Here is a 25,465-nt window from a genome sequence, read left to right on the forward strand (position 1 = left end):
ATCAGCACTATCGCGTCATTCGTGGTTTTCCCGTTATTTTTGGACTTCAAAAACAACGTTCAAACCAATATGGGGCGCGATGGACAGTTGTTAAAGGGATTGCGGCATGCGACGGAGAATGGCGTGAGGGCTTTGCGAATTGCAGCGGTGGCCCTCGCAGTGATGGCGCTTCCGATTCTTTCGCCGCTTGCTGCGACTTTGGCCGCAGCCGACCCGTTGCTCGCCTATGGCGCACGCATCGCCGGCGACGATGCCCGCACCCGCATCGTCATCGATATGGATCGTGAGCCGACGTTCTCGGTTCACTATCTCGATAACCCCGTACGTATCATCGTCGATCTTCCGGCAACCGCTTTCGGCTTCCCGGCTGCCGATCTGAAGCCGATCGGCCTCTTCAAGGATATCCGCTACGGCACCATGGAAGAGGATAGCGCCCGCATCGTGCTGACGGCGACCAAGCCGGTGAAGCTGGTCATGGCCAAGGTGCAGCCCGACGAGAACGGCAAGGGGCATCGCCTCGTCCTCGATGCCGAGATGCTGCCTGCCGGGCAATTCGCCGATCTTATCAAGCAGCAAAGCTGGACCAACGATGACACCGCAAAGGATGTCGGTCCGGTGGCGCCGATCGAAAAACCTGATCCAAGCACCTTCCTGGTGGCTGTCGACGCGGGTCACGGCGGTATCGACGCCGGCGCGACCGCCAGCGATGGCGTCACGCAGGAAAAGGATATCACGCTCGCCTTCGCCAAGCTTCTGGCTGACAAGCTGAACGCCCAGCCGGGCATCAAAGCCTTTCTGACGCGCGACAATGATGAATATCTGTCGCTGTCGCAGCGGGTGACCATCGCCCGGCAGAATCATGCGTCATTATTCATCTCGCTGCATGCTGACACGCTGAAGCAGAAGGATATCCGAGGCGCCACGGTCTATACGATCTCGGACAAGGCCTCCGACAAGCTTGCCAGTGAAGTCGCCGACCGAGAAAACAATTCCGACCAGCTCGCCGGCGCCGAGACGCAGGTGCAGCCCGCCGCCGTCGCCGATATTCTGATGGACCTGACACGGCGCGAGACGCAGGCGTTTTCCATCTCGCTGGCGCAGGATGTGCTGAGCTCGTTCAACGGCCAGATCTCCATGATCAACAATCCGCATCGCCATGCCGGCTTCCGCGTGCTGCAGGCGCCGGATGTTCCCTCTATTCTCCTCGAGCTCGGCTTCCTCTCGAACAAGGATGATGAGAAGCTTCTGCTCGATCTCGATTGGCGGCAGAAATTGGCGGATCGGCTGACCGACGCCGTCAAGCAATACCGCGTTTCAACCATTGCGAATGGCGGCTGAAACCATGGATGGCGGGCGCCGTTCGTGTCTTCCATGTAACAGACGCTGCTAATGGGCGGGGATGAAGTGAGGAATACAGGCGGTGGGCCCTATTTTGCTCACATTCCCGTCTTTACACCAAAGTATAGTTTACCGCGGTCGGCATGCACGGCTTTGTGCTGTTGCCGTCTTGCATTAACGCCGTGAGCGTGCAAAACGCCCGTGAATGTGCGATGGTCTCGCACATGCGCCGCAGGAAAAAGAAGCACCGGTAGCATCATATGGTCAGACTGATTGGATATTTCTTTGGGCTGGGCTGCATCCTGTTCCTGGGTGCGGCGGCTGCGGCAGCTATTTATCTGAGCGTCGTTTCCAAGGATCTGCCGGACTACGAGGTCCTTGCCAAATATGCGCCGCCGGTGACGACCCGCATTCATGCGGGCAACGGTGCACTGATGAAGGAATATTCGCGGGAGAACCGGCTGTTCCTGCCGATCCAGGCTATTCCCGATCGCGTCAAGGCCGCTTTCCTCTCGGCTGAAGACAAGAATTTCTACAATCATCCGGGCGTCGATGTCGGCGGCCTGATGCGCGCCGTCGCCGTCAACCTTCAGAATATCGGTTCCGGCCGCCGTTTTGTCGGCGCATCGACCATCACCCAGCAGGTCGCCAAGAATTTCCTGCTTTCGGCTGACCAGACGTTCGATCGCAAGATCAAGGAAGCGATCCTCTCCTTCCGCATCGAACAGGCCTATAGCAAGGACAAGATCCTCGAGCTCTATCTGAACGAGATCTATTTCGGCCTGAATTCCTATGGCATCGCCGGAGCGGCGCTCACCTATTTCGACAAGTCGGTCAACGAACTGACCATTGCCGAATCGGCCTATCTCGCTTCACTGCCCAAGGGCCCGTCCAATTACAATCCGTTCCGTCACCCCGAAGCTGCGATGACCCGCCGCAACTGGGTCATCGACCGTATGGTCGAGAATGGCTATGTCAGCCAGAGCGACGGCGAAGAGGCCAAGAAGCAGCCGCTCGGCGTCGCGCCGCCGAAGAGCGGTCCGTCGCTCTTCGCCTCTGACTATTTTTCCGAAGAAGTCCGCCGCCAGTTGATCGACCAATATGGCGAGAAGACTCTCCTCGAAGGCGGACTTTCGGTCCGCACCTCACTGGATCCGCAGTTGCAGATAGAAGCGCGCAAGGCGCTGCAGGATGGTCTCGTCGACTACGACGAACGCCGCGGCTTCCATGGCCCGATCAAGCAGATCACGACATCGCAGGACTGGGGTTCTGAACTCGCCAAGGTTCCCACCTTGAGTGACGTGCCGGAATGGCAGTTGGCCGTCGTGCTCTCGGTATCCGACCAGACGGTCGATATCGGCCTGCAGCCGAGTGTCGACGCCGCCGGCAAGGTCGCGAATGATCGCAAGCGCGGTACGATCGCTGCCGCCGACATGCGTTGGGCTTACCGCTCGGCCAGCGGCAGCAAGACGGCGAAATCGCCGAGTGGCGTGCTGAGCCCCGGTGACGTGATTTTCGTTCAGAAGACCGGCGATGCCGATTCGAGCGCCTATCGGCTGCGCCAGCCTCCGAAGGTGCAGGGCGGCCTCGTTGTGATGGATCCGCATACTGGCCGTGTGCTGGCCATGGTCGGCGGCTTCTCCTATGCGCAATCGGAATTCAACCGCGCCACTCAGGCTAAACGCCAGCCCGGCTCTTCCTTCAAGCCCTTCGTCTACGCCGCGGCCATGGATAATGGCTATACGCCGGCTTCGGTCATTCTCGACGATCCCCTCGAGATCACGCTCAGCAACGGGCAGGTTTGGAAGCCGGAAAACTACGAAGGCGAGGGCGGTGGCGCCCATACGCTGCGCTTTGCCATCGAACATTCGCGTAACCTGATGACGGTGCGTCTCGCCGCCGATATGGGCATGCCGCTGGTCGCTGAATATGCCGACCGTTTCGGCATCTATGACCGTATGAACCCGGTTCTTGCCATGGCGCTCGGCGCCGGCGAGACGACGGTGCTGCGCATGGTTTCCGCCTATTCGGTCATCGCCAATGGCGGCAAGCAGATCAAGCCGACGTTGATCGACCGCATTCAGGACCGTTACGGAGCGACCATCTTCAAGCATGAGGAACGCGTCTGCGATTCCTGCAATGTGAGCGATTGGCAGAACCAAGATGAGCCTGTCATCGCTGACAATCGCGAACAGGTGCTCGATCCGATGACTGCCTATCAGGTCACGTCGATGATGCAGGGCGTCGTCATCCGCGGTACGGCCGCCGGCAAGATAAAGCTGAATACCGATGTCGCCGGCAAGACCGGCACGACCAATGACGAGAAGGATGCCTGGTTCGTCGGCTTTACGCCGAGCCTCGTCGCCGGTCTTTATGTCGGTTACGACACGCCGAGCACACTCGGCCGCGGCGCGACCGGCGGCTCGATCGCCGCTCCGGTCTTCAACGAGTTCATGCAGGCCGCTACCAAGGATGAGCAGCCGGAGAAATTCCAGGTTCCGGCTGGCATGAATATGATGGCCGTCAACCGTGCAACCGGCATGGCCGCGCAGCCCGGCGATCCCGATGCCATCATGGAAGCCTTCAAGCCCGGTACCGGCCCGGCGACCACCTATACGGTCATTGGCGGCGGCGATGCGTCGGCGCAGGTCGCGCCGGAGGAAATTCTGAAGACCTCGCCGCAGGCCAACCAGGCGGTCACATCAGGCGCGGGCGGTCTCTTCTGATCTGAGCGGATTTGTCCAATGATCATGCCGCGGGGCTTTACAGTCGCGGCATGTATATCTATGTCACCAGCACTCTTTGAATGGAACCGCAGTTCACATCGAACGGCCGAATAAAGAAGCAGGAATATGCGAGCGGAAATCGAGAATGTAGTCGACGAAACCAAGCAGGCCATAAGCCTGCTGAGGAGGCATCTTTGACTGGGATCAGGCGGTAAGACGACTGGACTGGTTGAATAACAAGGCAGAGGACCCGACCCTCTGGAACGATGCCACCGAGGCGCAGAAGCTGATGCGCGAGCGCCAGCAGCTCGATGACGGCATCAACGGCGTGCGCGCGCTTGAGCAGCAGCTTGCCGACAATGTCGAATTGATCGAGCTTGGCGAGGAAGAGGGCGATGCCGATGTCGTGCGCGACGCGGAAGACGCCCTGAAGGCTCTGAAGGCCGAAGCTGCCCGTCGGCAGGTGGAAGCCATGCTTTCCGGCGAGGCCGATTCCAACGATACCTATCTCGAAGTTCATTCGGGCGCCGGCGGCACCGAGAGCCAGGATTGGGCGAACATGCTGCTGCGCATGTATACCCGCTGGGCCGAGCGTCAGCGCTTCAAGGTGGAACTGCTTGAAGTCCATGACGGCGAAGAAGCCGGCATCAAATCGGCGACCCTTTTGATCAAGGGCCACAATGCCTATGGCTGGCTGAAGACCGAATCGGGCGTTCACCGCCTCGTTCGCATCTCGCCCTATGACAGCAACGCCCGCCGTCATACGTCCTTCTCGTCGATCTGGGTCTATCCTGTCGTCGACGACTCGATCCAGATCGAGATCAACGAGAGCGACTGCCGCATCGATACCTATCGTTCGTCCGGTGCTGGCGGCCAGCACGTCAATACGACCGACTCGGCGGTGCGCATCACGCACATCCCGACCGGCATCGTCGTGCAGTGCCAGCAGGAACGCTCGCAGCACAAGAACCGTGCCAAGGCCTGGGACATGCTGCGCGCCCGCATGTACGAAGCGGAATTGATGAAGCGGGAAGAAGCTGCGAACGCCGAAGCCGCCTCGAAGACCGATATCGGCTGGGGCCATCAGATCCGCTCTTACGTGCTGCAGCCTTATCAGCTCGTAAAAGACCTGCGCACCGGCGTTGCCAGCACCGCCCCTGGCGATGTTCTCGACGGCGATCTCAACGAGTTCATGGAAGCCGCCCTCGCGCACCGCATCAGCGGCGCGGCCGATGCGGTGGTGGACGACGTCGATTAAGAAGAGAATCTGATAGAGTGTTGAAAAGCCCCGGAAACGGGGCTTTTTGCTGCGTATAACACGGCAGTCACGAGATGGTTTTAGAGAGCGGGACGGCCAATGCGTCCGGGAGTTCTCGATGTCTGATCCGCATATCCGCGCCATCGCGCTCGCCATTATTCGGCATCCAACCACCGGGTGCCTTTTAGTATTTGAGGGGAGGGATTCCACTCGCGATCTCGTCTATCATCGCCCTCTCGGCGGCGGCATCTTGTTCAACGAGACCGCCGCAGATGCGGCCGGGCGCGAGATTCGCGAAGAGATCGGCATAGTCGTAGAGCCTCTGGCCACGCTGGGAGTTACTGAGTCATTCTTCGTCGTTGGTGGGGTGCTCAGACACGAAATCGCGTTGCTCGTCGAGTGCCGATTCGTCGACGAAACGCTGTACGACCGCACATTCTTTCCGGACCTCGAAGGCAACGATGAACATGGACTTTGGAGAGGCCTCGAAGAAGACACGCTCCTATTTCCGGAGGCATTGAAGGACGTTCTTCGGAATTGATCGGAAGGTCGCGTTCCAGAACCTCTCTACAATAGTGCTCGCGAGTCCGCAGATGCCCAGGTAGGACGGCTATGCTCGAGGTATAGTGTCGGTATCCGTCTCAAGCAAAAATTGGTTAAATGTCAGAAGCGGTGTGTTACCGTTGAGATTGTGATCAAGCTGGTGATAAGCCTCAGGCGGCGCTGGTTTCCGATTTGGCGCAAAAGACAAACCACGTTTAGTGAGAATTTTGCGGGCAGTCTCGCTTGGTGCTTCCCGACGCAGGCGCATATTGATCGCCTCTCTCAACGCAACGATGACAGCATCCGTCACGGTCGTTTGGTCGATCCTTGCCAGTTCTCTGGCAAGCGTATCCGCTTCTTCATTTCGGATGCTGAGCACCATCTGTATAGCTCCCTGCGTCTGGCTTACTAGACAGGCCTGTGTGGCAGTTCTCAATCCGAAAACTGCTCCGCCAATATCCTCTCCGACCATGATCGGTCCGGATCGGAGAGAATGCGTGCCGTCGTGTCCTCGGTCTGGGCGATCTTGACGCTCATGACCGATTTGACTTCGGTATTGTCGGCTACCGCATTGACGGGGCGTTTTTCCGACTCCAGCACAGTGATGTCGATCGTCACCTTGTTGGGCAGCAGTGCTCCGCGCCAGCGGCGGGGGCGGAAAGCGCTGACGGGGGTAATGGCGAGAAGCGGCGCCTCCAGCGGCAGGATAGGGCCGTGAGCGGAGAGATTATAGGCGGTGGAACCAGCCGGTGTCGTCACCATCAACCCATCGCAGATCAGTTCCGGCAGACGGACATGGCCGTCGATCTCGACCTTCAGCTTGGCAGCCTGATAGGACTGGCGAAACAGCGACACCTCATTGATGGCAAGCGCGACGGATGTGCTGCCGTCTGCGTTGCGCGTACTCATCTGCAGCGGGTGAAAAGCATTCTCAACAGCCGCTTCGATGCGTTCGGCCAGGCATTCCGTACGATAATCGTTCATCAGGAAGCCGATCGAGCCGCGGTTCATGCCATAGACGCGCTTACCGGAGTTCATCGTATTGTGCAGCGTCTGCAGCATGAAGCCATCGCCGCCGAGCGCAACGACGATATCCGCATCTTCCTGCGGCGTCTGACCATAAAGGCGAATCAATTCCTCTCGCGCCGATTGGGCCTCCGGCGCGGTCGATGCAAGAAAACAAACGGATTGAAAAGCGCGTGACATGCAATGTCCTTTGAATAATCATACTAGGTAATGATATTCCCCCTATGCGACAAGCCGTTTTGCAAAGACTGGTGAATCCTCAGGGGCTTCGATCTGCGGTATCCAAGCCAAACAGCCGATTTTCCCTTTACAGGAAATCAAAATCTGCTACTTGGCATGCCGATGTGCCCTTGTAGCTCAGTTGGTAGAGCACCTGATTTGTAATCAGGGGGTCGCGGGTTCGAACCCTGCCGGGGGCACCATCACTTTCATCAATATTTTCAATTGCTTGGTGCTGGGTTCTTTGGTTGCTCGGCTCGACATGCTGCATTTCGTGTTGCAACGCGCTTCCCTTGATTGCTCGCGCGTAGCCGTGCCGTCTTAAATATCCTTGCCGCATGCAGAATGGAGAGCCAGCGCGCAAATGGCTGGCAAGATGCGGATATATTTCATTATAATCCCCGATTGAACCAAGTGCAGGCTCTACACCGAAGAGTTTCGCGAACGGTTAGCGCGAGGTAGAGAAATTTAACGATCATTGCGGGTGTCGAGAGAATGGAACAGATTCTGACGATGGCGCTGATGTTGCTGGGCGCGCACTGGGTGTGTGATTATCCGCTACAGGGTGATTTCCTCGCCAAGGCAAAGCAGAATGGACCGCTGCGGATCTATCATCTCTTGGCCCACGCCGGCATCCATGGCGCCGCCGTCGCGTTGGTGACGGGAAATGTGTGGTTGGGCCTGGCAGAATGGTTGGCCCATGCGGTCATCGACGAGCTGAAGGTGAGGGGGAAAACGACGTTCGCTCAAGATCAGGTGCTGCACATTATTTGCAAAGCTATCTGGCTGCTGATTACCGTTGGAAAGCTCTGATCCAACAGGGAGGAAGCCATCCAATTTCTCGCCGAGCGGCGTTGGATTGCCTACGGTCTGAATAGAATTCTGTCGTTCAGACGGGAGACTAGGATCCCATTCACGCTCACGATGACTTCCGCTTGTACAGCGTTGTCATTCGGCGACAGTATCTTTCGGGTTTGGCCGCCAAATCGGCGCCAGCTTCATGCGATTGTAACGCCGCTGCCCTTTGCAATGGTCAGGATGATCACTAACTTACGATTCTCGTCATCGCCGCACGTGGGAAAATATGACCGTTAAGCCCAAGAAGCCCAAACTCGAACATTCCGAGCTCTCCGGTGAATTTACGGAAGATGATGTGACTGTGCTCGTCGATATCTTCCGTCCCGCGGGCACGCAGGGAGATTGGCGGATGGAAGTCATCACGCCGGAGGAAGATCTCATCGAATGGGAAGAACCGTTCGCGACGGACCGCGAAGCCTTCGATGAGTTCCTGGCGACGATCGCGCGCGATGGGATCAGAACATTCTTTGATGATTCGGATCCGGTAATTCACTAAGCCACGCCGACCCGCTTGCTATGGTTATGAAATGCATTGGCGGCGGCGGGCGCGTACCTGACCTATTGGATTCTCAACCAAATTTCGGCTGGGAATCCGTCGGATACGGGCGCATTTACAACGTCTAAAATAGGCATAGACTCTCCCCATCAACGGCGGGCGAGGGCACGTCTATGCGCAGGACATTCAGGCATATTGTCTTGGGATTGTCGCTTGTGGTGATTGCGACCACGCCAGCTTTGGCCGGGCAGGATTGCTACTGCAAAAACACGGACGGAAAGCTGCATGCGGTCGGCGACGTCGCCTGCATGACCGTGGACGGTAAAAGCTATCTCGCGCAGTGCGAGATGAACCTCAACGTCACCTCCTGGTCGAAGCTACAGGATGGATGCCCGGTCACAGAGCGATCTCCGTGGCAGCAATCCGCTTGGCATCCGCAGCCTATTGCAGTTCGCTAGGCGCTAGTGACAGCGGTATGCGCGCTCTGAAATGGCGCTCATACCCGAGCGGGTCATGAGTTCATAGAGTATGCGCCGGCCGAAGGGATTGTGCAGGCGGACGGCATCGGACCCCAGAAAATGCGTTTCCGCCAGCTCGAAGGCTCTGAGATGCGGCGCTCGCAGGATAGCCGCACGGTAGAAATCGTGGAACTCGCGCCGGCAGACATAGGTTTTGTATTTCGTCATGCAGAAGGCCGAGAAGGCCTCGTCGTTGTTGCGCAGGAAATCCGCGACGCCGACGGTGACTTCCGGCCAAGCGGGATTGAAAGTATCGTCGAAGACGATGACGCCATGGTCGGCGATCGTCTCCTTTGCCAGGCGGCTGTCGGCCTCCAGATTCGACAATGTATGTCCGCCATCGACGCTGAAGAAGCGCACCTTGCCGACCTTGCTCGATATGTCTTGCGGCGATAGCTCCGAACTATCGCCGACGACCAGCAAATCCTCGTCGACAGGCAATCCGAGCCGATGGCCATTCTCGAGAAATGCTCGGTATTGCTCGGAAACGCCATTCGACATCTCCCCGATGTCGAAGAGATCGATGCCAAGCACCCGATCTTCCGGCGATGTGATCTTTTTCAGGAGAAAATAAGAACGGCCGAAATAGACGCCGATTTCGGCAATTCCGCCGCCCAATCCATGTGCTCTTTGGCGTTCCAAAATGGAGAGATAAACAAGGGCGTCCGGTGGGTCAATATATCCTTCTACACTTCGCAATTCGTGGAAGATGAATTTGCGGATATTCGATAAAATCATGCGCCCTGGACCTGTTTTTCCAATATGTGACAATAATTGGCCGGGTTCGGACCGGCTCAAGCTAACATAGTCACATTTCTCGGACGTCAGCCCACGAGCGGGATATCGGGGTTCTTGGCTGCCTTACTTGCGGATCAGCACCATCGGTTCTCCCTCTTCTTCCTCGGATTTCTGAAAGCCGCCATCGGGCCGCATGTCGAAGGAGAGCGAAGAGCCGTCAATGCCCATCATCACCAGGCCAAAACCCTCCATGACCCAGAGGGAAAGCTTGAGATCGCGAACGTCGGCAGGGCAGTCACCGCCCGATGACATTTTTGGCGTCCCGTCCGCGTCGGTATCGCTGGACAGCGTGATGTTGCAGATGAGTTTGCCGTCGGGTTGCTGGATCTGCCAGGTGCCTGCTAGAGTCGCGACGGTTGGGACATGGTCGACGTCCCCTAGCGCCGGCAGCAGCCAGGTCGGGTCTCCGTCTTCGCTCTCCCAGGGCGAACCCTCTTCTTCCTGGAAGCGAGCCACCACCTTCTGCGTCGCATCGAAAAGCGTGAGCGTGCCGTCATCGCTGAAATTCCAGGCGGCCGCCTTGGCGTAGGTGGGCAGGGCTGTTGCGCAGGCATCCGCGCCGCTGATGGCGTAGCCGCCGGTCGCCGGGGTGGTTTCGAAGGTGAGGCGGCAGCCCTTGGCGCCGCTTTCGGGCGCCAGCAGCCATGGGCCAGCTTGGGACTTGATAAGTTCGTCGTCGGCGGCAGCAGCCGGTTGCCCGACGGCGAGCATGAAGGCGGCAGAAGCCGCCGCGAGACAAAAACTGCGGATCAAGACAAATTCCCCCAAATCTGCTGCGGCAACCCCAGTGCCGCTAGATTTTCAGATAGGACCGCGCTGCATAGAGGGCGATCGCGGCCGCGTTCGAGACGTTGAGTGATTTGATCGCGCCCGGCATGTCGAGGCGCGCCAGCGCGTTTACCGTTTCCCGCGTCTTCTGGCGCAGGCCCTTGCCCTCGGAGCCGAGGACCAAGGCAACTTTCTCACCTGAAAACGTGCCTTCGAGCGGCGCCGGTCCTTCCGAATCAAGTCCGATGGTGACGAAGCCGAGGCGGTGCAGCTCGCCGAGCGCGTCGGCAAGATTGGTGATCTGTATGTAAGGGATAAGCTCAAGCGCGCCGGAGGCGGATTTCGCCATCACGCCCGATTCGGTCGGGCTATGGCGCTGTGTCGTGATAACGGCGCCCGCGTCGAAGGCGACGGCCGAGCGCATGATCGCGCCGACATTATGCGGATCGGTCACCTGATCGAGAACCAGCAGCAGCGGGCTGTCCTTCAGCGCCTCCAGTCGGCGCACGGGCAGGGGACGCGTCTCCAGCATCACACCCTGGTGGATTGCTTCGGGACCAAGCACCTTGTCGATATCCTGCGGCGAGACGATTTCGACGGGAATGCCGAGTTCGTCGGCAGGTCCGATTTCCAGCCGCACCAGCGCATTCTGCGTCGTCGACAGCTTGATATTCTTGCGTTCGGGATTGGCAAGGGCCGCGCGGACCGTATGCAGACCGTAGAGATAGACCTGGTCGGGAGCCAACGCCGGCGGCTTCCAATCGTCGGCGCCCGCCCGCTTGCGCTTCTGTGGCGTCGGCGTCGGGATTTCGCCGCGCTCGCGTTTGGCGTCGCGATGCGCGCGCCGCAGGGTTGCGTAGTGCGTGTCCTTGGCCGACTTGTCGCCGGCGGTGTTCTCAGGGCCGGAACGGCCGGATGTTTTGTCTTTGCTCATGCGGCTTTATAGCGGGAGCGCCCTTGAGCGCATAGTCCTCTTTCGTCTGTGGGCTTTTGCAGCAAGTTGAAATTTTTTCGTCATTTTTGCCCGAACCTCATGTTGACAGACGGAAACGGTCCGGTCATATACGCGGCGCAGATCGCGGCGGCGACGTCCGGTCTAGCAAGCTTGGTCGCAAGATCCAGTCGGAAAACTGGAGGGATGCCCGAGTGGTTAAAGGGGACGGACTGTAAATCCGTTGGCTCAGCCTACGTTGGTTCAAATCCAACTCCCTCCACCATTCCGCGCAGGATCTTGGCCACCCGCGGGTATAGCTCAATGGTAGAGCAGCAGCCTTCCAAGCTGAATACGCGGGTTCGATTCCCGCTACCCGCTCCAAGATTTCCAATTGCTGAATCACTGCCGCATAGATCTATTGCCGGACATTCTGCAATGGCCGACCTCCCTGATTGACTGCTGCATATCGTTCGGAAAGAAGTCTCCTTCCGAAAGCCTATCCCTTGAAGCCTTTTCTTGATCGGGGAGGGCGTTTTTGTTGTTTCGCGATCCACAGGCGCGTTCAATTCCGCGGAGAAGCGTGGGACACCTGGAACTATTTCCTCAGCGACCCTATCTAAGCATCTGAACCGGCAAATGCTTTTGCGTCTTTCCGGATCGGCCGGCGAAACCTTCGCGGCGAATCAATGTCGACGGCGCGCATTGTCCGCCATCGGCTACACTTCGCCAAGAATAGGGCCTGCAATTAAGTCTTGCGCAAACGCGATGAAAGCCTTAAACGGCGGCACTAAACCGGTTCGCCGGGGTCACCCATTTACGTTCACAGGAAGCATTCAAATGGCAAAGAGTAAGTTTGAGCGCAATAAGCCGCACGTTAACATCGGCACGATCGGCCACGTTGACCACGGCAAGACGTCTCTGACGGCAGCGATCACGAAGTTCTTCGGTGAGTTCAAGGCGTATGACCAGATCGACGCGGCACCGGAAGAAAAGGCACGCGGCATCACGATTTCGACGGCGCACGTTGAATATGAGACGCCTGCTCGTCACTACGCGCACGTCGACTGCCCCGGCCACGCTGACTATGTGAAGAACATGATCACGGGTGCTGCGCAGATGGACGGCGCGATCCTGGTTTGCTCGGCTGCTGACGGCCCGATGCCGCAGACGCGCGAACACATCCTGCTCGCCCGCCAGGTTGGCGTTCCGGCGATCGTTGTGTTCCTGAACAAGGTCGACCAGGTTGACGACGCCGAGCTTCTGGAGCTCGTCGAGCTTGAAGTTCGCGAACTTCTGTCATCCTACGACTTCCCGGGCGACGACATTCCGGTTGTCAAGGGTTCGGCCCTTGCTGCTCTGGAAGACAGCGACAAGAAGATCGGCGAAGACGCGATCCGCGAGCTGATGGCAGCGGTTGACGCCTACATCCCGACGCCTGAGCGTCCGATCGACCAGCCGTTCCTGATGCCGATCGAAGACGTGTTCTCGATCTCCGGCCGTGGTACGGTTGTGACGGGCCGCGTCGAGCGTGGCATTGTCAAGGTTGGTGAAGAAGTCGAAATCGTCGGCATTCGTCCGACGTCGAAGACGACGGTTACCGGCGTTGAAATGTTCCGTAAGCTGCTCGATCAGGGCCAGGCTGGCGACAACATCGGCGCGCTGATCCGCGGTGTGAACCGTGACGGCGTCGAGCGTGGCCAGATCCTTTGCAAGCCGGGCACTGTAAAGCCGCACAAGAAGTTCAAGGCCGAAGCCTACATCCTGACGAAGGAAGAAGGCGGCCGTCATACGCCGTTCTTCACGAACTACCGTCCGCAGTTCTACTTCCGCACGACGGACGTGACGGGTATCGTGACGCTTCCGGAAGGCACGGAAATGGTTATGCCTGGCGACAACATCACGGTTGACGTCGAGCTGATCGTTCCGATCGCGATGGAAGAAAAGCTGCGCTTCGCGATCCGCGAAGGCGGCCGTACCGTCGGCGCCGGCATCGTCGCTAGCATCGTCGAGTAATCTCCGGATTATTCGTGGTTACGAAGGCCCCGCTGGAAACAGCGGGGCCTTTCGCATTTCGGAGGAAACCAATGGGATTGATCGTTCTGACAGGCGCATCCGGCTCCGGAAAGACGGCAATTGCCGATGCGATCGCCGAGAGGTATCCGGATGATTTTGCGATCTATCGGTTCGACAGCATCGGCGTGCCGGCAGTGGATGCGATGATCAGGGATCACGGCTCGCCGGAAGCCTGGCAGCGCGACAAGACCGTGGAATGGATGGTGCGCTTGGCGAGGGTTGCGCGGAGTGGAAAGCCGGTCTTGTTTGAAGGGCAGATGCGGATCGCTTTCGTCCTCGAAGCAGCCGCGGCGGCCAATATCGCCGACTACAAGCTGCTCCTGGTTGATTGCGACGATGCTACAAGAACGGAGCGGCTTGCGGTCGGAAGAGGCCAGCCGGAGCTCGCGAACAAGGACATGATGAACTGGGCTGCCTATCTGTGCGGGGAGGCCGTCCAGCATGGCTGCGAGGTATTCGATACGAGCCGGCTTTCGCTTGATCAATGTGTTGAGCACATGTTGGAACATCTGCACAAGCAGTCGTCGTAAACCAATCCATCGATAGTCTCCGGTTGGTGACTTTGGTGGGTTACTGCTGCTCGGCAAGGAATCGCAGCAGAATGTCCCACGGCCGATGTCTTGCGAAATGCCCGAAAGGGCCTATCTATCGCTCGATTTTACCTGGAGGAGATTTCATGAAGAAACGTATTCTGTTCACCGGCGGTAGCGGCAAGGCCGGGCGTCATACCGTTCCCTGGCTAATTAATGCCGGTTACGAGGTCCACAATGTGGATCTCGTGCCGCTGGACAGCCCCGGCGTTACCAATCTGAATGCCGATATCACCGATGCAGGACAAGTCTACAACGTGCTCACCATGCATCGGGATTTCCCCGATCTCGATCATGGAAAGGGTGTGCAGCCCTACGACGCCGTCGTGCATTTCGCCGCCGTGCCGCGTATTCTGATCAAGCCTGACAACGAGACCTTCCGCATCAATACGATGGGCACTTACAATGTCATCGAAGCGGCGGCAAAGCTCGGCGTCAAGAAGATCATCGTCGCCTCCAGCGAAACGACCTATGGCGTCTGCTTTGCCGAAGGCCATCGCGATTTCCATCAGTTCCCGCTGGAAGAGGACTATGATGTCAATCCGATGGATTCCTATGGCCTCTCGAAGGTCCTGAACGAGAAGACGGCACGCGCCTTCGCTGAGCGTTTCGGCATCGACATCTATGCGCTGCGCATCGGCAACGTCATTGAGCCTCATGAATATGAGCGTTTCCCGGAATATTTTGCCGACACCGACATCCGCAAGCGCATAGCCTGGAGCTATATCGACGCACGCGATCTCGGCCAGATCGTCCATCTCTGTATTGAAAAAAGCGGTCTCGGCTTTCAGGTGTTCAACGCCGCCAACGACACGGTATCGGCCAACACGCCGTCCCGGGATCTTGCCGCCAAATACTTCCCGAACGTGCCGTTTACCCGCGAGATCGGCGAGTATGAAGGCCTGCTCTCCAACCGCAAGATCCGTGAAGTCCTGGGCTTCAAGGAAGAGCATAACTGGCGCCGCTACGTGAAGGTTTGAGGCTGCATTGCCGAATGAAATGAAAGCCGGGCGCCGTTGCGACGCCCGGTCGAAACCCCGTCGAGAGCAATGATGGCTCTCCATTTGTTACGGAAGAAAACCAAAAATGCTTCCGCAAACACTCGACAAATATCCGAGTTGAAGTAAGTAGGTTTGCGTTCGCGGGGCGTATCGTGGAAATTGCAGTTGTTTTCCATGATGCGGTTGGGACTCGTGTTTTGAATAGACATCATGTGGCTTGCGAGCCGGCAGGATGCTTCGCAACGCGATTTGCGCTGCGACTTGAAAGCTATTAACCGGTTGATCCCTTTGGTGGTCAGCCGCTTCGGAGGGACTATGAACGACGGTGTTGCACGTATTTTTGTCGGCTTTGATTCTAAGGAAGTCGTCGCCTATCACGTCCTCGCGCAAAGCATAATCGAGCACTCTTCGATCCCGGTGGCGTTTTCGCCGATCGTTCTCAGCAATCTCGACGGCATTTTCACGCGCGAGCGCAACCCGCTGCAGTCGACCGAATTTTCCTTCTCCCGCTTTCTGGTTCCTTACCTCAGCAATTACGAGGGCTGGAGCATCTTCATGGATTGCGACATGCTGGCTCGCGCCGACATTGCCGAACTCTGGAAGCTGCGCGACGACCGCTATGCCGCAATGTGCGTCAAGCACGACTACCAGCCGAAAATCGAGACCAAGTTCCTCGGCCAGACGCAGACCAAATATGAAAAGAAGAACTGGTCGAGCATGATCCTTTTCAACAATGCCAAATGCCGGGCATTGACGAAGGATTACGTCAACACCGCCACGGGCCTGCAGCTTCACCAGTTCAAATGGTTGGAAAGCGAAGATCAGATCGGTGAGGTTCCCGTGACCTGGAATTACCTCGTCAACGAATATGACTACCGGTCGGATGCCCAACTGGTGCACTTCACCGATGGCGGTCCGTATTTCGACGAGTATCGCAACGACGACTACGCCGAAGAATGGTTCGCCATGCGTGATCGCATGCTGCACGTCCAGCAGAAGTAACCGGGCTGGATCCGGGCGTGGGTGTCGAAGCAGGAAACAACGAAATCGGCTTCCCGGCTGCAGGGGCCGCCACAGGCTTGACGACCGCCGATGAATGGCGGTCCGTGCTGGCGGCCTTCTCCCACATCGTTCTTGTCGCAAACAGCGATGCGGTCGATATCGGCAGCCTCCAGCAGCAGTTTCCGTCGAGCGCGCTCTTCATCTTCTTCAATAAGGTCTACAAGGTCCTGGACCGCCCGTTCCACGGGCATTCGCTGCTGATTTCGCGCGGACAACCGCGCGGCGCGAATATCGTCTATCGGGGCGAGGTGGGTGACGTCGTCAAATTCTTCCCGAAGGAATATTTCCTCGGGATCATGAACATCCGCCTCGGGCGCGAGGAAAAACTGAATCCTGCCGCCGATTTCCAGGGCGCGCCCACAGGCCACCTCGATCTCGTCGGCTTCTGCAGCGATTTCTACACGGAGGGCAAGACGCCGACCAGCGGCTTTGCCATGGCGCTTTGGCTGAGCGATCTGAAACTGCCCGGCGCCATCGTGCTTGCCGGCTTCTCGGCCAAGCGTAGCGAAAAATGGAGGGTCGTGTCTGTTCACGACTGGACCTTCGAGCAGACCTTCCTGCGCCTCTTTGCCCGTCTTGGAAAGATCGTCATCCACGGCGGCGTTTCGCTCAATCCCTACATCCGGCTTGCCGAGCGCTTCTGTGAGGTTCCGCCGGCCGAAATTGCGCTGGCTGCGGCAGAGGTGCTGACCGAGCGGCTCGGCAATACCGACGCGGAAGTCGACAAGCTGATCTCGTTGACCAATGTGATTCGCTCCACAGACAATTTTCTGCGTCACCTCAGGCCGAAATTCCTGAAGCGGAAGCCCAAGGGAACGCCGGGAGAGCCGAAGGAAGGTTGAGAATTGCCCGCGCGACACATTCGGGAGATGCGGCAAAGCCCGCAATTCCTGTGGTCGGCGCCTTCGGGAATTGTCCGCATTGAACGAAGCTGCGCACCCTCTTGGGAAAAAACGAAAAACGCACTTGCCAATCGTTTCGTCCCGTCTTAAAGGAGCGCCATGCCTTCGAAAGGCGCTGGCGGGTCACCGCTCGGTGCCAGTGATCGAAGCATGAAGGGGTATAGCTCAGTTGGTAGAGCGGCGGTCTCCAAAACCGCAGGTCGTAGGTTCGAGCCCTGCTGCCCCTGCCATCTTCCTTGATTTGAATAGCGCGTCGGTTTCGCTGCTTCTTGGGTTGGGGATTATGCCGGTTTGGCGGCAAATTTTCGAAAGCACCGAATTCCCTCTTGTTAAATTGGGAATCGATGTTTATGTAGGGTTCAACAGACACGCGGTGCGTGGGGCTGATATGTTCAGCTTTACGCGCCGTAATTGCGTGGGCAGTCAATGGCATCCAAATCGAATCCACTTGCGTTTCTGCAGCAGGTCCGCTCCGAGACGTCGAAAATCACTTGGCCGTCCCGCCGTGAGACGATGATCTCGACGGTGATGGTACTCGTTATGGTCCTTTTCGCCTCGTTGTTTTTCTTTGCTGCTGACCAGCTCATTGGCTGGATTCTCGGCTACGTGCTGAATACCGGCAATTGATATCGGGTGGAGATGAACATGGCGGCACGTTGGTACATCGTCCACGCATATTCTAACTTCGAAAAGAAGGTGGCTGAATCCATCGAGGAGAAGGCCAAGCAGAAGGGTCTCGAGCATCTGTTCGAGAAGATCCTTGTGCCGACCGAAAAGGTGGTTGAAGTGCGCCGCGGCCGCAAGGTCGACAGCGAGCGCAAGTTCTTCCCGGGTTATGTGCTGGTGCGCGCCAACCTGACGGATGAAGCCTACCACCTGATCAAGAATACGCCGAAGGTCACAGGCTTTCTCGGCTCCGACAATAAGCCCGTTCCGATTCCGGATTATGAAGCCGAGCGTATTCTCGGTCAGGTCCAGGAAGGCGTCGAGCGGCCGAAGGCTTCGGTGTCCTTCGAGATCGGCGAGCAGGTCCGCGTTTCCGACGGTCCGTTCGCGTCGTTCAACGGCACGGTTCAGGATGTGGACGAAGAGCGTTCGCGCCTGAAGGTGGAAGTGTCGATTTTCGGCCGCGCTACGCCGGTCGAGCTGGAATACAGTCAGGTCGAGAAGGTCTGATCGTTTGTTTGAGTTTGGGTGTAAGTGAGTATTTGCTTACACCTCGCGGCGAAGCCGCAATCCGCGTGGAAGGGCAGGGGTCTTAGCCGGACCTTTTGATCCGCACCACGCAACCGCAGCCGCCGGAGCAATCCGGCATAATGGGCCGGGCAACCGGTCAATCAGAAAGGCAGAGAGATATGGCTAAGAAAGTTGCAGGCCAGCTCAAGCTGCAGGTTAAGGCCGGCTCGGCGAATCCGTCGCCGCCGATCGGTCCTGCGCTTGGTCAGCGTGGCATTAACATCATGGAATTCTGTAAGGCGTTCAATGCCGCCACGCAGGAAATGGAAAAGGGTATGCCGATCCCGGTCGTCATCACCTACTACCAGGACAAGTCCTTCACCTTCGTCATGAAGCAGCCGCCGGTCAGCTACTTCCTGAAGAAGGAAGCGAAGATCCAGTCCGGCTCGAAGACGCCGGGCAAGGGTGCCAAGGCTGGCACGCTCACCAAGGCTCAGGTCAAGTCGATTGCCGAAGCCAAGATGAAGGATCTGAACGCCGCCGATATCGAAGGCGCAATGGCCATGATCGAGGGCTCTGCCCGCGCCATGGGCCTGGAAGTGGTAGGTTAAGACCATGGTTGCAAAGCGTATTCAGAAGATCCGCGAAGGCGTCGATCCCACTAAGCTCTATGCTCTGACCCAGGCTATCGGCATGGTCAAGGAACGGGCTGTCGCCAAGTTCGACGAAACCGTCGAAATCGCAATGAACCTCGGCGTTGACCCGCGTCACGCTGACCAGATGGTTCGCGGCGTCGTCAACCTGCCGAACGGCACCGGCCGTACGGTTCGCGTTGCCGTCTTCGCTCGTGGCGCCAAGGCTGATGAAGCCAAGGCTGCCGGCGCTGACATCGTTGGCGCAGAAGACCTCGTTGAAATCGTCCAGGGCGGCAAGATCGACTTCGATCGCTGCATTGCGACCCCGGACATGATGCCGCTCGTCGGCCGTCTCGGTAAGGTTCTCGGCCCGCGCGGCATGATGCCGAACCCGAAGGTCGGCACCGTCACCATGGACGTCAAGGGTGCTGTCGAAGCCTCCAAGGGCGGCGCAGTCGAGTTCCGCGTCGAGAAGGCTGGTATCGTCCATGCCGGTATCGGCAAGGCCTCCTTCGATGCCAAGGCTCTGGAAGAAAACATCCGCGCCTTCGCTGACGCCGTTATCAAGGCGAAGCCGGCCGGTGCAAAGGGCAACTACGTCAAGCGCGTAGCGATCTCTTCGACCATGGGCCCGGGCGTCAAGATCGAGCCGTCGACGGTTACGGCACCGAGCGCCTAATGGTTTTGTCGGGCCTGTTGCCCGGCATTTAAGAATTCCTGGCCCTTCGGGGCCAGGATATCCGGAGAAATCCGGAATTCCTGTCCGAGATTGCAGGTGGTTGAGACCTTAATCACTTTGCCTGCATGAGACGGGTAAGACCCGAATTTTGAAGAAGTTCTGCTTCGATAAACTCGGTTCGAGCCTTGGATGCCTTGTGCCTTGGAGCCTTACGGCTCGAGCGCGAGGGGACAGGATCCTCAAGCGTCGCTTGGGATCTCTTAGCTGATCCCAGGAGGCAAAAGGCAACCCGGCAGGTCCGTTTATCGCGGTCCTGTCAACTGGAGAAAAGCAGTGGAAAGAGCGGAAAAACGCGAATTCGTCACGGAACTGAACGAAGTCTTCAAGGCTTCGGGCTCGGTTGTCGTGGCCCACTATGCTGGTGCTACAGTCGCTCAGATGAACGATTTCCGTTCCAAGATGCGCGCTGCTGGCGGCACCGTCAAAGTCGCGAAGAACCGCCTGGCCAAAATTGCTCTTCAGGGCACGGATGCAGAAGGGATTTCCAATCTCTTCACGGGTCAGACGCTGATCGCATACAGCACCGATCCGATTACCGCTCCGAAGGTCGTCGTGGATTTCGCCAAGACCAACGATAAGATCGTTGTTCTGGGCGGCGCCATGGGAACAACCACGCTCAACCCGGAAGGCGTCAAGTCGCTCGCGACCCTGCCTTCGCTGGACGAGCTGCGTGCAAAGCTGCTGGGCATGATCCAGACCCCGGCTACCCGCATCGCAGGTGTGGTTGCAGCACCGGCAAGCCAGCTTGCTCGTGTGTTCTCGGCCTACGCCAAGAAGGACGAAGCCGCTTAAGGCGGTTTTTCGCTGTTCATAATCAACCAGTTCGAACCGAACAAAAGGAACTACAAAAATGGCTGATCTCGCAAAGATCGTTGAAGACCTTTCCTCGCTGACCGTTCTCGAAGCCGCAGAACTGTCCAAGCTCCTCGAAGAAAAGTGGGGCGTTTCCGCCGCTGCTCCGGTAGCTGTTGCTGCCGTTGCTGGTGGTGCTGGCGCTGCTGCTGTCGTTGAAGAAGAAAAGACCGAGTTCGACGTCATCCTCGCTGATGCCGGCGCGAACAAGATCAACGTCATCAAGGAAGTCCGCGCCATCACCGGTCTCGGCCTCAAGGAAGCCAAGGACCTCGTTGAAGCCGCTCCGAAGGCTGTCAAGGAAGGCGTTTCCAAGGCTGAAGCCGCTGACATCAAGAAGAAGCTCGAAGACGCTGGCGCAAAGGCCGACGTCAAGTAAGCTTGAAACTGCTTTGGGAGGTGGCATTTTGCCGCCTCCCATTTGCCGTTTTTCCGAACAAATTACCCAAAAGCCGCGGCTAAAACGGCTTTTGGGTAATGGGTTCTTCAAGAGGATGGTCTCAGACCGAACCGCGACGCAATCCGTGCCGAGCGGTTTTCGGTTAGTTAGACGAGATTGAACTACTCATTGATTGATGGGATCGCCTGGCCAGCGGTTCCCATCCGTTGCAGGCCCGGGTGCAGGATTTTAAAGGAGCGACGATGGCTCAGACCCTTTCGTTCAACGGTCGCAGGCGCGTACGCAAGTTTTTTGGTAAGATTCCCGAAGTCGCAGAGATGCCGAACCTCATCGAGGTTCAGAAGGCGTCCTACGATCAGTTCCTCATGGTCGAAGAGCCCAAGGGCGGCCGCCCTGACGAGGGTCTCCAGGCCGTATTCAAGTCGGTTTTCCCGATCACCGATTTCTCCGGCGCTTCCATGCTGGAGTTTGTATCCTATGAGTTCGAACCGCCGAAGTTCGACGTCGACGAATGCCGCCAGCGCGACCTGACCTACGCCGCGCCGCTGAAGGTCACTCTCCGTCTGATCGTGTTCGATATCGACGAAGATACCGGCGCGAAGTCTATCAAGGACATCAAGGAACAGAGCGTTTACATGGGCGACATGCCGCTCATGACGAACAACGGTACCTTCATCGTGAACGGCACCGAGCGCGTTATCGTGTCCCAGATGCACCGTTCGCCGGGCGTCTTCTTCGACCACGACAAGGGCAAGAGCCACTCTTCCGGCAAGCTGCTCTTCGCTGCTCGCGTCATTCCGTACCGCGGCTCCTGGCTCGATATCGAATTCGACGCCAAGGACATCGTCTACGCCCGTATCGACCGCCGCCGCAAGATTCCGGTGACGTCGCTGCTGATGGCGCTCGGCATGGACGGCGAAGAAATCCTGTCGACCTTCTACACGAAGTCGCTCTATGAGCGCTCCGGCGAGGGCTGGCGCATTCCCTTCAAGGCGGAAACGCTGAAGGGCGCCAAGACCGTTACCGACATGATCGACGCCGATACCGGCGAAGTCGTAGTCGAAGGCGGCAAGAAGCTGACCCCGCGCCTGCTGCGTCAGTTGCAGGAAAAGGGCCTCAAGGCCTTGAAGGCCACCGACGAGGAGCTTTACGGCCTGTTCCTGGCGGAAGACATCGTCAACTTCCAGACCGGTGAGATCTATCTCGAAGCCGGCGATGAAATCGACGAGAAGACCCTTCCGGTGATCCTCAAGGCTGGTTTCGACGAAATCCCGGTTCTCGGCATCGACCATATCAACGTCGGCGCCTACATCCGTAACACGCTGTCTGCGGACAAGAACGAGAACCGTCAAGACGCTCTGTTCGACATCTACCGCGTCATGCGTCCGGGTGAACCGCCGACCATGGAATCGGCCGAAGCCATGTTCAACTCGCTGTTCTTCGATGCGGAGCGTTACGACCTCTCCGCCGTCGGCCGCGTGAAGATGAACATGCGCCTCGATCTCGACGTCGAAGACACCGTCCGCATCCTGCGCAAGGACGACATCCTGGCCGTGGTCAAGATGCTGGTCGAACTGCGCGACGGCAAGGGCGAAATCGACGACATCGACAACCTCGGCAACCGCCGCGTCCGCTCGGTCGGCGAGCTGATGGAAAACCAGTACCGTCTCGGCCTGCTCCGCATGGAGCGCGCGATCAAGGAACGTATGTCCTCGATCGAAATCGACACGGTTATGCCGCAGGATCTGATCAACGCGAAGCCGGCCGCTGCCGCCGTTCGCGAATTCTTCGGCTCCTCGCAGCTCTCGCAGTTCATGGACCAGGTGAACCCGCTCTCGGAAATCACCCACAAGCGCCGTCTTTCGGCTCTTGGCCCGGGCGGTTTGACCCGCGAACGCGCCGGCTTCGAAGTCCGCGACGTGCATCCGACCCACTATGGTCGCATTTGCCCGATCGAAACGCCGGAAGGCCCGAACATCGGTCTCATCAACTCGCTGGCGACCTTTGCCCGCGTCAACAAGTACGGCTTCATCGAAAGCCCTTATCGCCGCATCATCGACGGTAAGGTGACCAACGACGTGCTCTACCTCTCCGCCATGGAAGAGGCGAAGTACTACGTTGCTCAGGCCAACGCCGAGCTCGACGCCGACGGTTCCTTCATCGAGGAATTCGTCGTTTGCCGTCATGCTGGCGAAGTCATGCTCGCTCCGCGCGACAACATCAACCTGATGGACGTCTCGCCGAAGCAGCTTGTTTCGGTCGCTGCTGCTCTGATCCCATTCCTGGAAAACGACGACGCCAACCGCGCTCTCATGGGCTCGAACATGCAGCGTCAGGCCGTGCCGCTTCTGCGCGCCGAAGCTCCGTTCGTCGGCACCGGCATGGAGCCGGTTGTCGCCCGTGACTCTGGTGCTGCTATCGGCGCCCGCCGCGGCGGGGTGGTCGACCAGGTCGACGCAACGCGTATCGTTATCCGCGCCACCGAAGACCTCGATCCGTCGAAGTCCGGCGTCGATATCTACCGCCTGATGAAGTTCCAGCGTTCGAACCAGAACACCTGCGTCAACCAGCGTCCGCTGGTCACCGTCGGTGACGTGGTCAACAAGGGCGACATCTTGGCCGACGGTCCGTCGACCGATCTTGGCGATCTGGCGCTCGGCCGCAACGTGCTCGTCGCGTTCATGCCGTGGAACGGCTACAACTACGAAGACTCGATCCTGCTCTCCGAGCGTATCGTTGCCGACGACGTGTTCACCTCCATCCACATCGAAGAATTCGAAGTGATGGCGCGCGACACCAAGCTCGGTCCGGAAGAAATCACCCGCGACATTCCGAACGTTTCGGAAGAAGCGCTGAAGAACCTGGACGAAGCCGGCATCGTTTACATCGGCGCTGAAGTTCAGCCGGGCGACATCCTCGTCGGCAAGATCACGCCGAAGGGCGAAAGCCCGATGACGCCGGAAGAAAAGCTCCTGCGTGCCATCTTCGGTGAAAAGGCGTCCGACGTTCGCGACACCTCCATGCGCATGCCGCCCGGCACCTACGGTACGGTCGTCGAAGTTCGCGTCTTCAACCGCCACGGCGTCGAGAAGGACGAACGCGCCATGGCGATCGAGCGCGAAGAGATCGAACGTCTGGCCAAGGACCGCGACGACGAACAGGCGATCCTCGACCGTAACGTCTACGGCCGCCTGATCGAAATGCTCCGCGGCCAGGTTGCACTTGCCGGTCCGAAGAGCTTCAAGAAGGGCACGGAACTGTCCAACGCCGTCGTCTCCGAATATCCGCGCTCGCAGTGGTGGATGTTCGCTGTCGAGGACGAAAAGGTCCAGGGCGAGCTCGAAGCTCTGCGCGGCCAGTACGACGAGTCCAAGTCGCGCCTTGAACAGCGCTTCATGGACAAGGTCGAGAAGGTCCAGCGCGGCGATGAAATGCCTCCGGGCGTCATGAAGATGGTCAAGGTCTTCGTCGCTGTGAAGCGTAAGATCCAGCCGGGCGACAAGATGGCCGGCCGTCACGGCAACAAGGGTGTTGTATCGCGCATCGTGCCGGTCGAAGACATGCCGTTCCTCGAAGACGGTACGCATGTCGACATCGTGCTGAACCCGCTCGGCGTGCCGTCGCGCATGAACGTCGGTCAGATTCTCGAGACGCACCTTGGCTGGGCTTGCGCCGGCATGGGTCGTCAGATCGGCGAGCTGATCGAAGCCTATAAGGCAAGCGGCAACATCGAGCCTTTGCGCCAGACGATCGACATGGTCGTCGGCGACGGTCCGAAGAGCGACGACGTTCACGAGTATGACGACGCGTCGGTTCTGCGTCTGGCCGATCAGTGGAAGCGTGGCGTGTCCATCGCGACCCCGGTCTTCGACGGCGCCGGCGAAGTCGACGTCAACGAGATGCTCGCAATGGCAGGTCTTAAGCAGACCGGTCAGTCGACGCTCTATGACGGTCGTACCGGCGAGCAGTTCGACCGCCAGGTCACGGTTGGCTACATCTACATGCTGAAGCTGAACCACCTGGTCGACGACAAGATCCACGCCCGCTCAATCGGCCCGTACTCGCTCGTCACCCAGCAGCCGCTGGGCGGTAAGGCGCAGTTCGGCGGTCAGCGCTTCGGCGAAATGGAAGTCTGGGCGCTCGAAGCTTACGGCGCAGCCTACACGCTGCAGGAAATGCTCACGGTCAAGTCGGACGACGTGGCCGGCCGCACCAAGGTCTACGAAGCCATCGTTCGTGGCGACGACACCTTCGAAGCGGGCATTCCGGAGAGCTTCAACGTTCTCGTCAAGGAAATGCGGTCGCTGGGTCTCAGCGTCGAATTGGAAAACTCCAAGGTCGACGAGCTGCAGGCAGCGGGCCAGCTTCCGGACGCAGCCGAGTAATAGCCGATAGGGTGCGCGCTGTTCGTCAGCGCGCACCGTTCCCGCCGGCGCCCGAATTCGTGTAGCGCTAGGCAGGGACGATTTCGCCGCATTCTGCGGTTATTGTCGTTTTAAGGCGTCAGTCCGGTTCCCGGGAATTTGCCGGCACTGATTGCAATTCGAGGGCGT

The 25,465-nt window shown here is 58.4% G+C and carries 25 protein-coding genes and 4 tRNA genes; 23 read left to right on the forward strand and 6 right to left on the reverse strand.

All coding sequences use genetic code 11. The features are described 5' to 3' along the window. Positions 1–162 precede the first annotated feature (162 nt). The 4 genes from GGD50_RS04030 to GGD50_RS04045 all read left to right on the forward strand — a co-directional run bounded on the left by GGD50_RS04030 (position 163) and on the right by GGD50_RS04045 (position 5,863). Complete coding sequence (locus GGD50_RS04030; RefSeq protein WP_210318753.1) at positions 163–1,338, forward strand: N-acetylmuramoyl-L-alanine amidase; 1,176 nt, start codon at positions 163–165, stop codon at positions 1,336–1,338. 260 nt (positions 1,339–1,598) lie between these two features. Further along, positions 1,599–4,064 (forward strand): penicillin-binding protein 1A, encoded by a 2,466-nt coding sequence (locus GGD50_RS04035; RefSeq protein WP_107107788.1) that lies wholly within the window; start codon positions 1,599–1,601, stop codon positions 4,062–4,064. Between the two features lie 126 nt (positions 4,065–4,190). Then, positions 4,191–5,322, forward strand: a protein-coding gene (gene prfB / locus GGD50_RS04040; RefSeq protein ID WP_107107789.1) for a peptide chain release factor 2 whose coding sequence is annotated in 2 segments (ribosomal slippage) — positions 4,191–4,259 and positions 4,261–5,322 — 1,131 coding nt in all. Because the reading frame shifts where the segments join, the coding sequence is not laid out codon by codon here. A 118-nt stretch (positions 5,323–5,440) separates the two neighbouring features. After that, positions 5,441–5,863 (forward strand): NUDIX domain-containing protein, encoded by a 423-nt coding sequence (locus tag GGD50_RS04045; protein WP_107107790.1) that lies wholly within the window; start codon positions 5,441–5,443, stop codon positions 5,861–5,863. Positions 5,864–5,932: 69 nt separating this feature from the next. Here GGD50_RS04045 and GGD50_RS04050 read toward each other — a convergent pair whose 3' ends face one another. Both GGD50_RS04050 and GGD50_RS04055 read right to left on the reverse strand, forming a co-directional pair. After that, entirely contained in the window at positions 5,933–6,247 is a 315-nt protein-coding gene (locus tag GGD50_RS04050; RefSeq protein ID WP_181316037.1) for a type II toxin-antitoxin system VapB family antitoxin, read from the reverse strand. A gap of 50 nt (positions 6,248–6,297) precedes the next feature. After that, complete coding sequence (locus tag GGD50_RS04055) at positions 6,298–7,071, reverse strand: NAD kinase (RefSeq protein WP_107107791.1); 774 nt, start codon at positions 7,069–7,071, stop codon at positions 6,298–6,300. 166 nt (positions 7,072–7,237) lie between these two features. On the opposite strand from GGD50_RS04055, the gene GGD50_RS04060 reads away from it, so the two are divergent. The 4 genes from GGD50_RS04060 (at position 7,238) to GGD50_RS04075 (ending at position 8,922) form a co-directional block, all read left to right on the forward strand. Beyond that, a tRNA-Thr gene (locus tag GGD50_RS04060) sits at positions 7,238–7,313 on the forward strand. A gap of 292 nt (positions 7,314–7,605) precedes the next feature. Further along, the gene (locus tag GGD50_RS04065; RefSeq protein ID WP_107107792.1) at positions 7,606–7,923 is read left to right on the forward strand and encodes a DUF3307 domain-containing protein; all 318 of its coding nucleotides are present in this window, start codon (positions 7,606–7,608) and stop codon (positions 7,921–7,923) included. Between the two features lie 271 nt (positions 7,924–8,194). Beyond that, positions 8,195–8,464 (forward strand): hypothetical protein, encoded by a 270-nt coding sequence (locus GGD50_RS04070; RefSeq protein ID WP_107107793.1) that lies wholly within the window; start codon positions 8,195–8,197, stop codon positions 8,462–8,464. A gap of 173 nt (positions 8,465–8,637) precedes the next feature. After that, positions 8,638–8,922 (forward strand): hypothetical protein, encoded by a 285-nt coding sequence (locus tag GGD50_RS04075; protein ID WP_107107794.1) that lies wholly within the window; start codon positions 8,638–8,640, stop codon positions 8,920–8,922. Between the two features lie 3 nt (positions 8,923–8,925). On the opposite strand, the gene GGD50_RS04080 is transcribed toward GGD50_RS04075, so the two are convergent. The 3 genes from GGD50_RS04080 to rlmB form a co-directional block, all read right to left on the reverse strand. Continuing rightward, positions 8,926–9,720 carry a class I SAM-dependent methyltransferase gene (locus GGD50_RS04080; RefSeq protein ID WP_107107795.1) on the reverse strand — a complete coding sequence of 265 codons (795 nt, stop codon included), beginning with the start codon at positions 9,718–9,720 and terminating at the stop codon, positions 8,926–8,928. Between the two features lie 123 nt (positions 9,721–9,843). Beyond that, entirely contained in the window at positions 9,844–10,533 is a 690-nt protein-coding gene (locus GGD50_RS04085) for an AprI/Inh family metalloprotease inhibitor (RefSeq protein WP_107107796.1), read from the reverse strand. Between the two features lie 40 nt (positions 10,534–10,573). Next, positions 10,574–11,482, reverse strand: coding sequence for a 23S rRNA (guanosine(2251)-2'-O)-methyltransferase RlmB (gene rlmB / locus GGD50_RS04090; RefSeq protein ID WP_107107797.1), 909 nt, complete (start codon positions 11,480–11,482; stop codon positions 10,574–10,576). Positions 11,483–11,680: 198 nt separating this feature from the next. On the opposite strand from rlmB, the gene GGD50_RS04095 reads away from it, so the two are divergent. The 5 genes from GGD50_RS04095 to GGD50_RS04115 all read left to right on the forward strand — a co-directional run bounded on the left by GGD50_RS04095 (position 11,681) and on the right by GGD50_RS04115 (position 15,125). After that, a tRNA-Tyr gene (locus GGD50_RS04095) sits at positions 11,681–11,765 on the forward strand. Between the two features lie 24 nt (positions 11,766–11,789). After that, positions 11,790–11,863, forward strand: a tRNA-Gly gene (locus GGD50_RS04100). Positions 11,864–12,319: 456 nt separating this feature from the next. Continuing rightward, the gene (gene tuf, locus GGD50_RS04105) at positions 12,320–13,495 is read left to right on the forward strand and encodes an elongation factor Tu (protein WP_107107798.1); all 1,176 of its coding nucleotides are present in this window, start codon (positions 12,320–12,322) and stop codon (positions 13,493–13,495) included. Between the two features lie 71 nt (positions 13,496–13,566). Beyond that, positions 13,567–14,085, forward strand: coding sequence for a P-loop nucleotide/nucleoside kinase family protein (locus tag GGD50_RS04110; RefSeq protein WP_107107799.1), 519 nt, complete (start codon positions 13,567–13,569; stop codon positions 14,083–14,085). Positions 14,086–14,231: 146 nt separating this feature from the next. Further along, positions 14,232–15,125, forward strand: coding sequence for an NAD-dependent epimerase/dehydratase family protein (locus GGD50_RS04115; RefSeq protein WP_107107800.1), 894 nt, complete (start codon positions 14,232–14,234; stop codon positions 15,123–15,125). Here GGD50_RS04115 and GGD50_RS04120 read toward each other — a convergent pair. Next, complete coding sequence (locus GGD50_RS04120) at positions 15,110–15,355, reverse strand: hypothetical protein (RefSeq protein WP_146143987.1); 246 nt, start codon at positions 15,353–15,355, stop codon at positions 15,110–15,112. The genes GGD50_RS04115 and GGD50_RS04120 overlap by 16 nt on opposite strands. 106 nt (positions 15,356–15,461) lie before the next feature. Here GGD50_RS04120 and GGD50_RS04125 point away from each other — a divergent pair, with 106 nt between their 5' ends. From GGD50_RS04125 to rpoB, 10 genes are all read left to right on the forward strand, one after another. Then, the gene (locus GGD50_RS04125; RefSeq protein WP_107107801.1) at positions 15,462–16,148 is read left to right on the forward strand and encodes a glycosyltransferase family protein; all 687 of its coding nucleotides are present in this window, start codon (positions 15,462–15,464) and stop codon (positions 16,146–16,148) included. A gap of 44 nt (positions 16,149–16,192) precedes the next feature. Further along, positions 16,193–17,050, forward strand: coding sequence for a 3-deoxy-manno-octulosonate cytidylyltransferase (locus GGD50_RS04130; protein ID WP_181316055.1), 858 nt, complete (start codon positions 16,193–16,195; stop codon positions 17,048–17,050). A 214-nt stretch (positions 17,051–17,264) separates the two neighbouring features. After that, positions 17,265–17,340: transfer RNA gene (locus GGD50_RS04135), tRNA-Trp, on the forward strand. 196 nt (positions 17,341–17,536) lie between these two features. Beyond that, positions 17,537–17,737, forward strand: a complete 201-nt coding sequence (secE, locus tag GGD50_RS04140) for a preprotein translocase subunit SecE (RefSeq protein WP_107107803.1) — start codon at positions 17,537–17,539, stop codon at positions 17,735–17,737. Positions 17,738–17,755: 18 nt separating this feature from the next. Next, complete coding sequence (nusG, locus tag GGD50_RS04145; RefSeq protein ID WP_075857230.1) at positions 17,756–18,286, forward strand: transcription termination/antitermination protein NusG; 531 nt, start codon at positions 17,756–17,758, stop codon at positions 18,284–18,286. A gap of 179 nt (positions 18,287–18,465) precedes the next feature. Continuing rightward, positions 18,466–18,897 (forward strand): 50S ribosomal protein L11, encoded by a 432-nt coding sequence (gene rplK / locus GGD50_RS04150; protein ID WP_004123453.1) that lies wholly within the window; start codon positions 18,466–18,468, stop codon positions 18,895–18,897. Between the two features lie 4 nt (positions 18,898–18,901). Then, positions 18,902–19,600: a 50S ribosomal protein L1 gene (rplA, locus tag GGD50_RS04155; protein ID WP_028755227.1), complete on the forward strand. Its 699-nt coding sequence runs from the start codon at positions 18,902–18,904 to the stop codon at positions 19,598–19,600. Between the two features lie 333 nt (positions 19,601–19,933). Beyond that, positions 19,934–20,452, forward strand: a complete 519-nt coding sequence (gene rplJ / locus GGD50_RS04160) for a 50S ribosomal protein L10 (RefSeq protein WP_104822778.1) — start codon at positions 19,934–19,936, stop codon at positions 20,450–20,452. 58 nt (positions 20,453–20,510) lie between these two features. After that, on the forward strand, positions 20,511–20,891 hold the full coding sequence (gene rplL / locus GGD50_RS04165) for a 50S ribosomal protein L7/L12 (protein WP_028755229.1): 381 nt from the start codon (positions 20,511–20,513) through the stop codon (positions 20,889–20,891). A gap of 263 nt (positions 20,892–21,154) precedes the next feature. Beyond that, positions 21,155–25,297 (forward strand): DNA-directed RNA polymerase subunit beta, encoded by a 4,143-nt coding sequence (gene rpoB / locus GGD50_RS04170; RefSeq protein WP_107107804.1) that lies wholly within the window; start codon positions 21,155–21,157, stop codon positions 25,295–25,297. The last annotated feature ends 168 nt before the right edge of the window (positions 25,298–25,465 follow it).

This window comes from Martinezella paranaensis (assembly GCF_014200235.1).
Classification (GTDB): Bacteria; Pseudomonadota; Alphaproteobacteria; order Rhizobiales; family Rhizobiaceae; genus Rhizobium; species Rhizobium paranaense.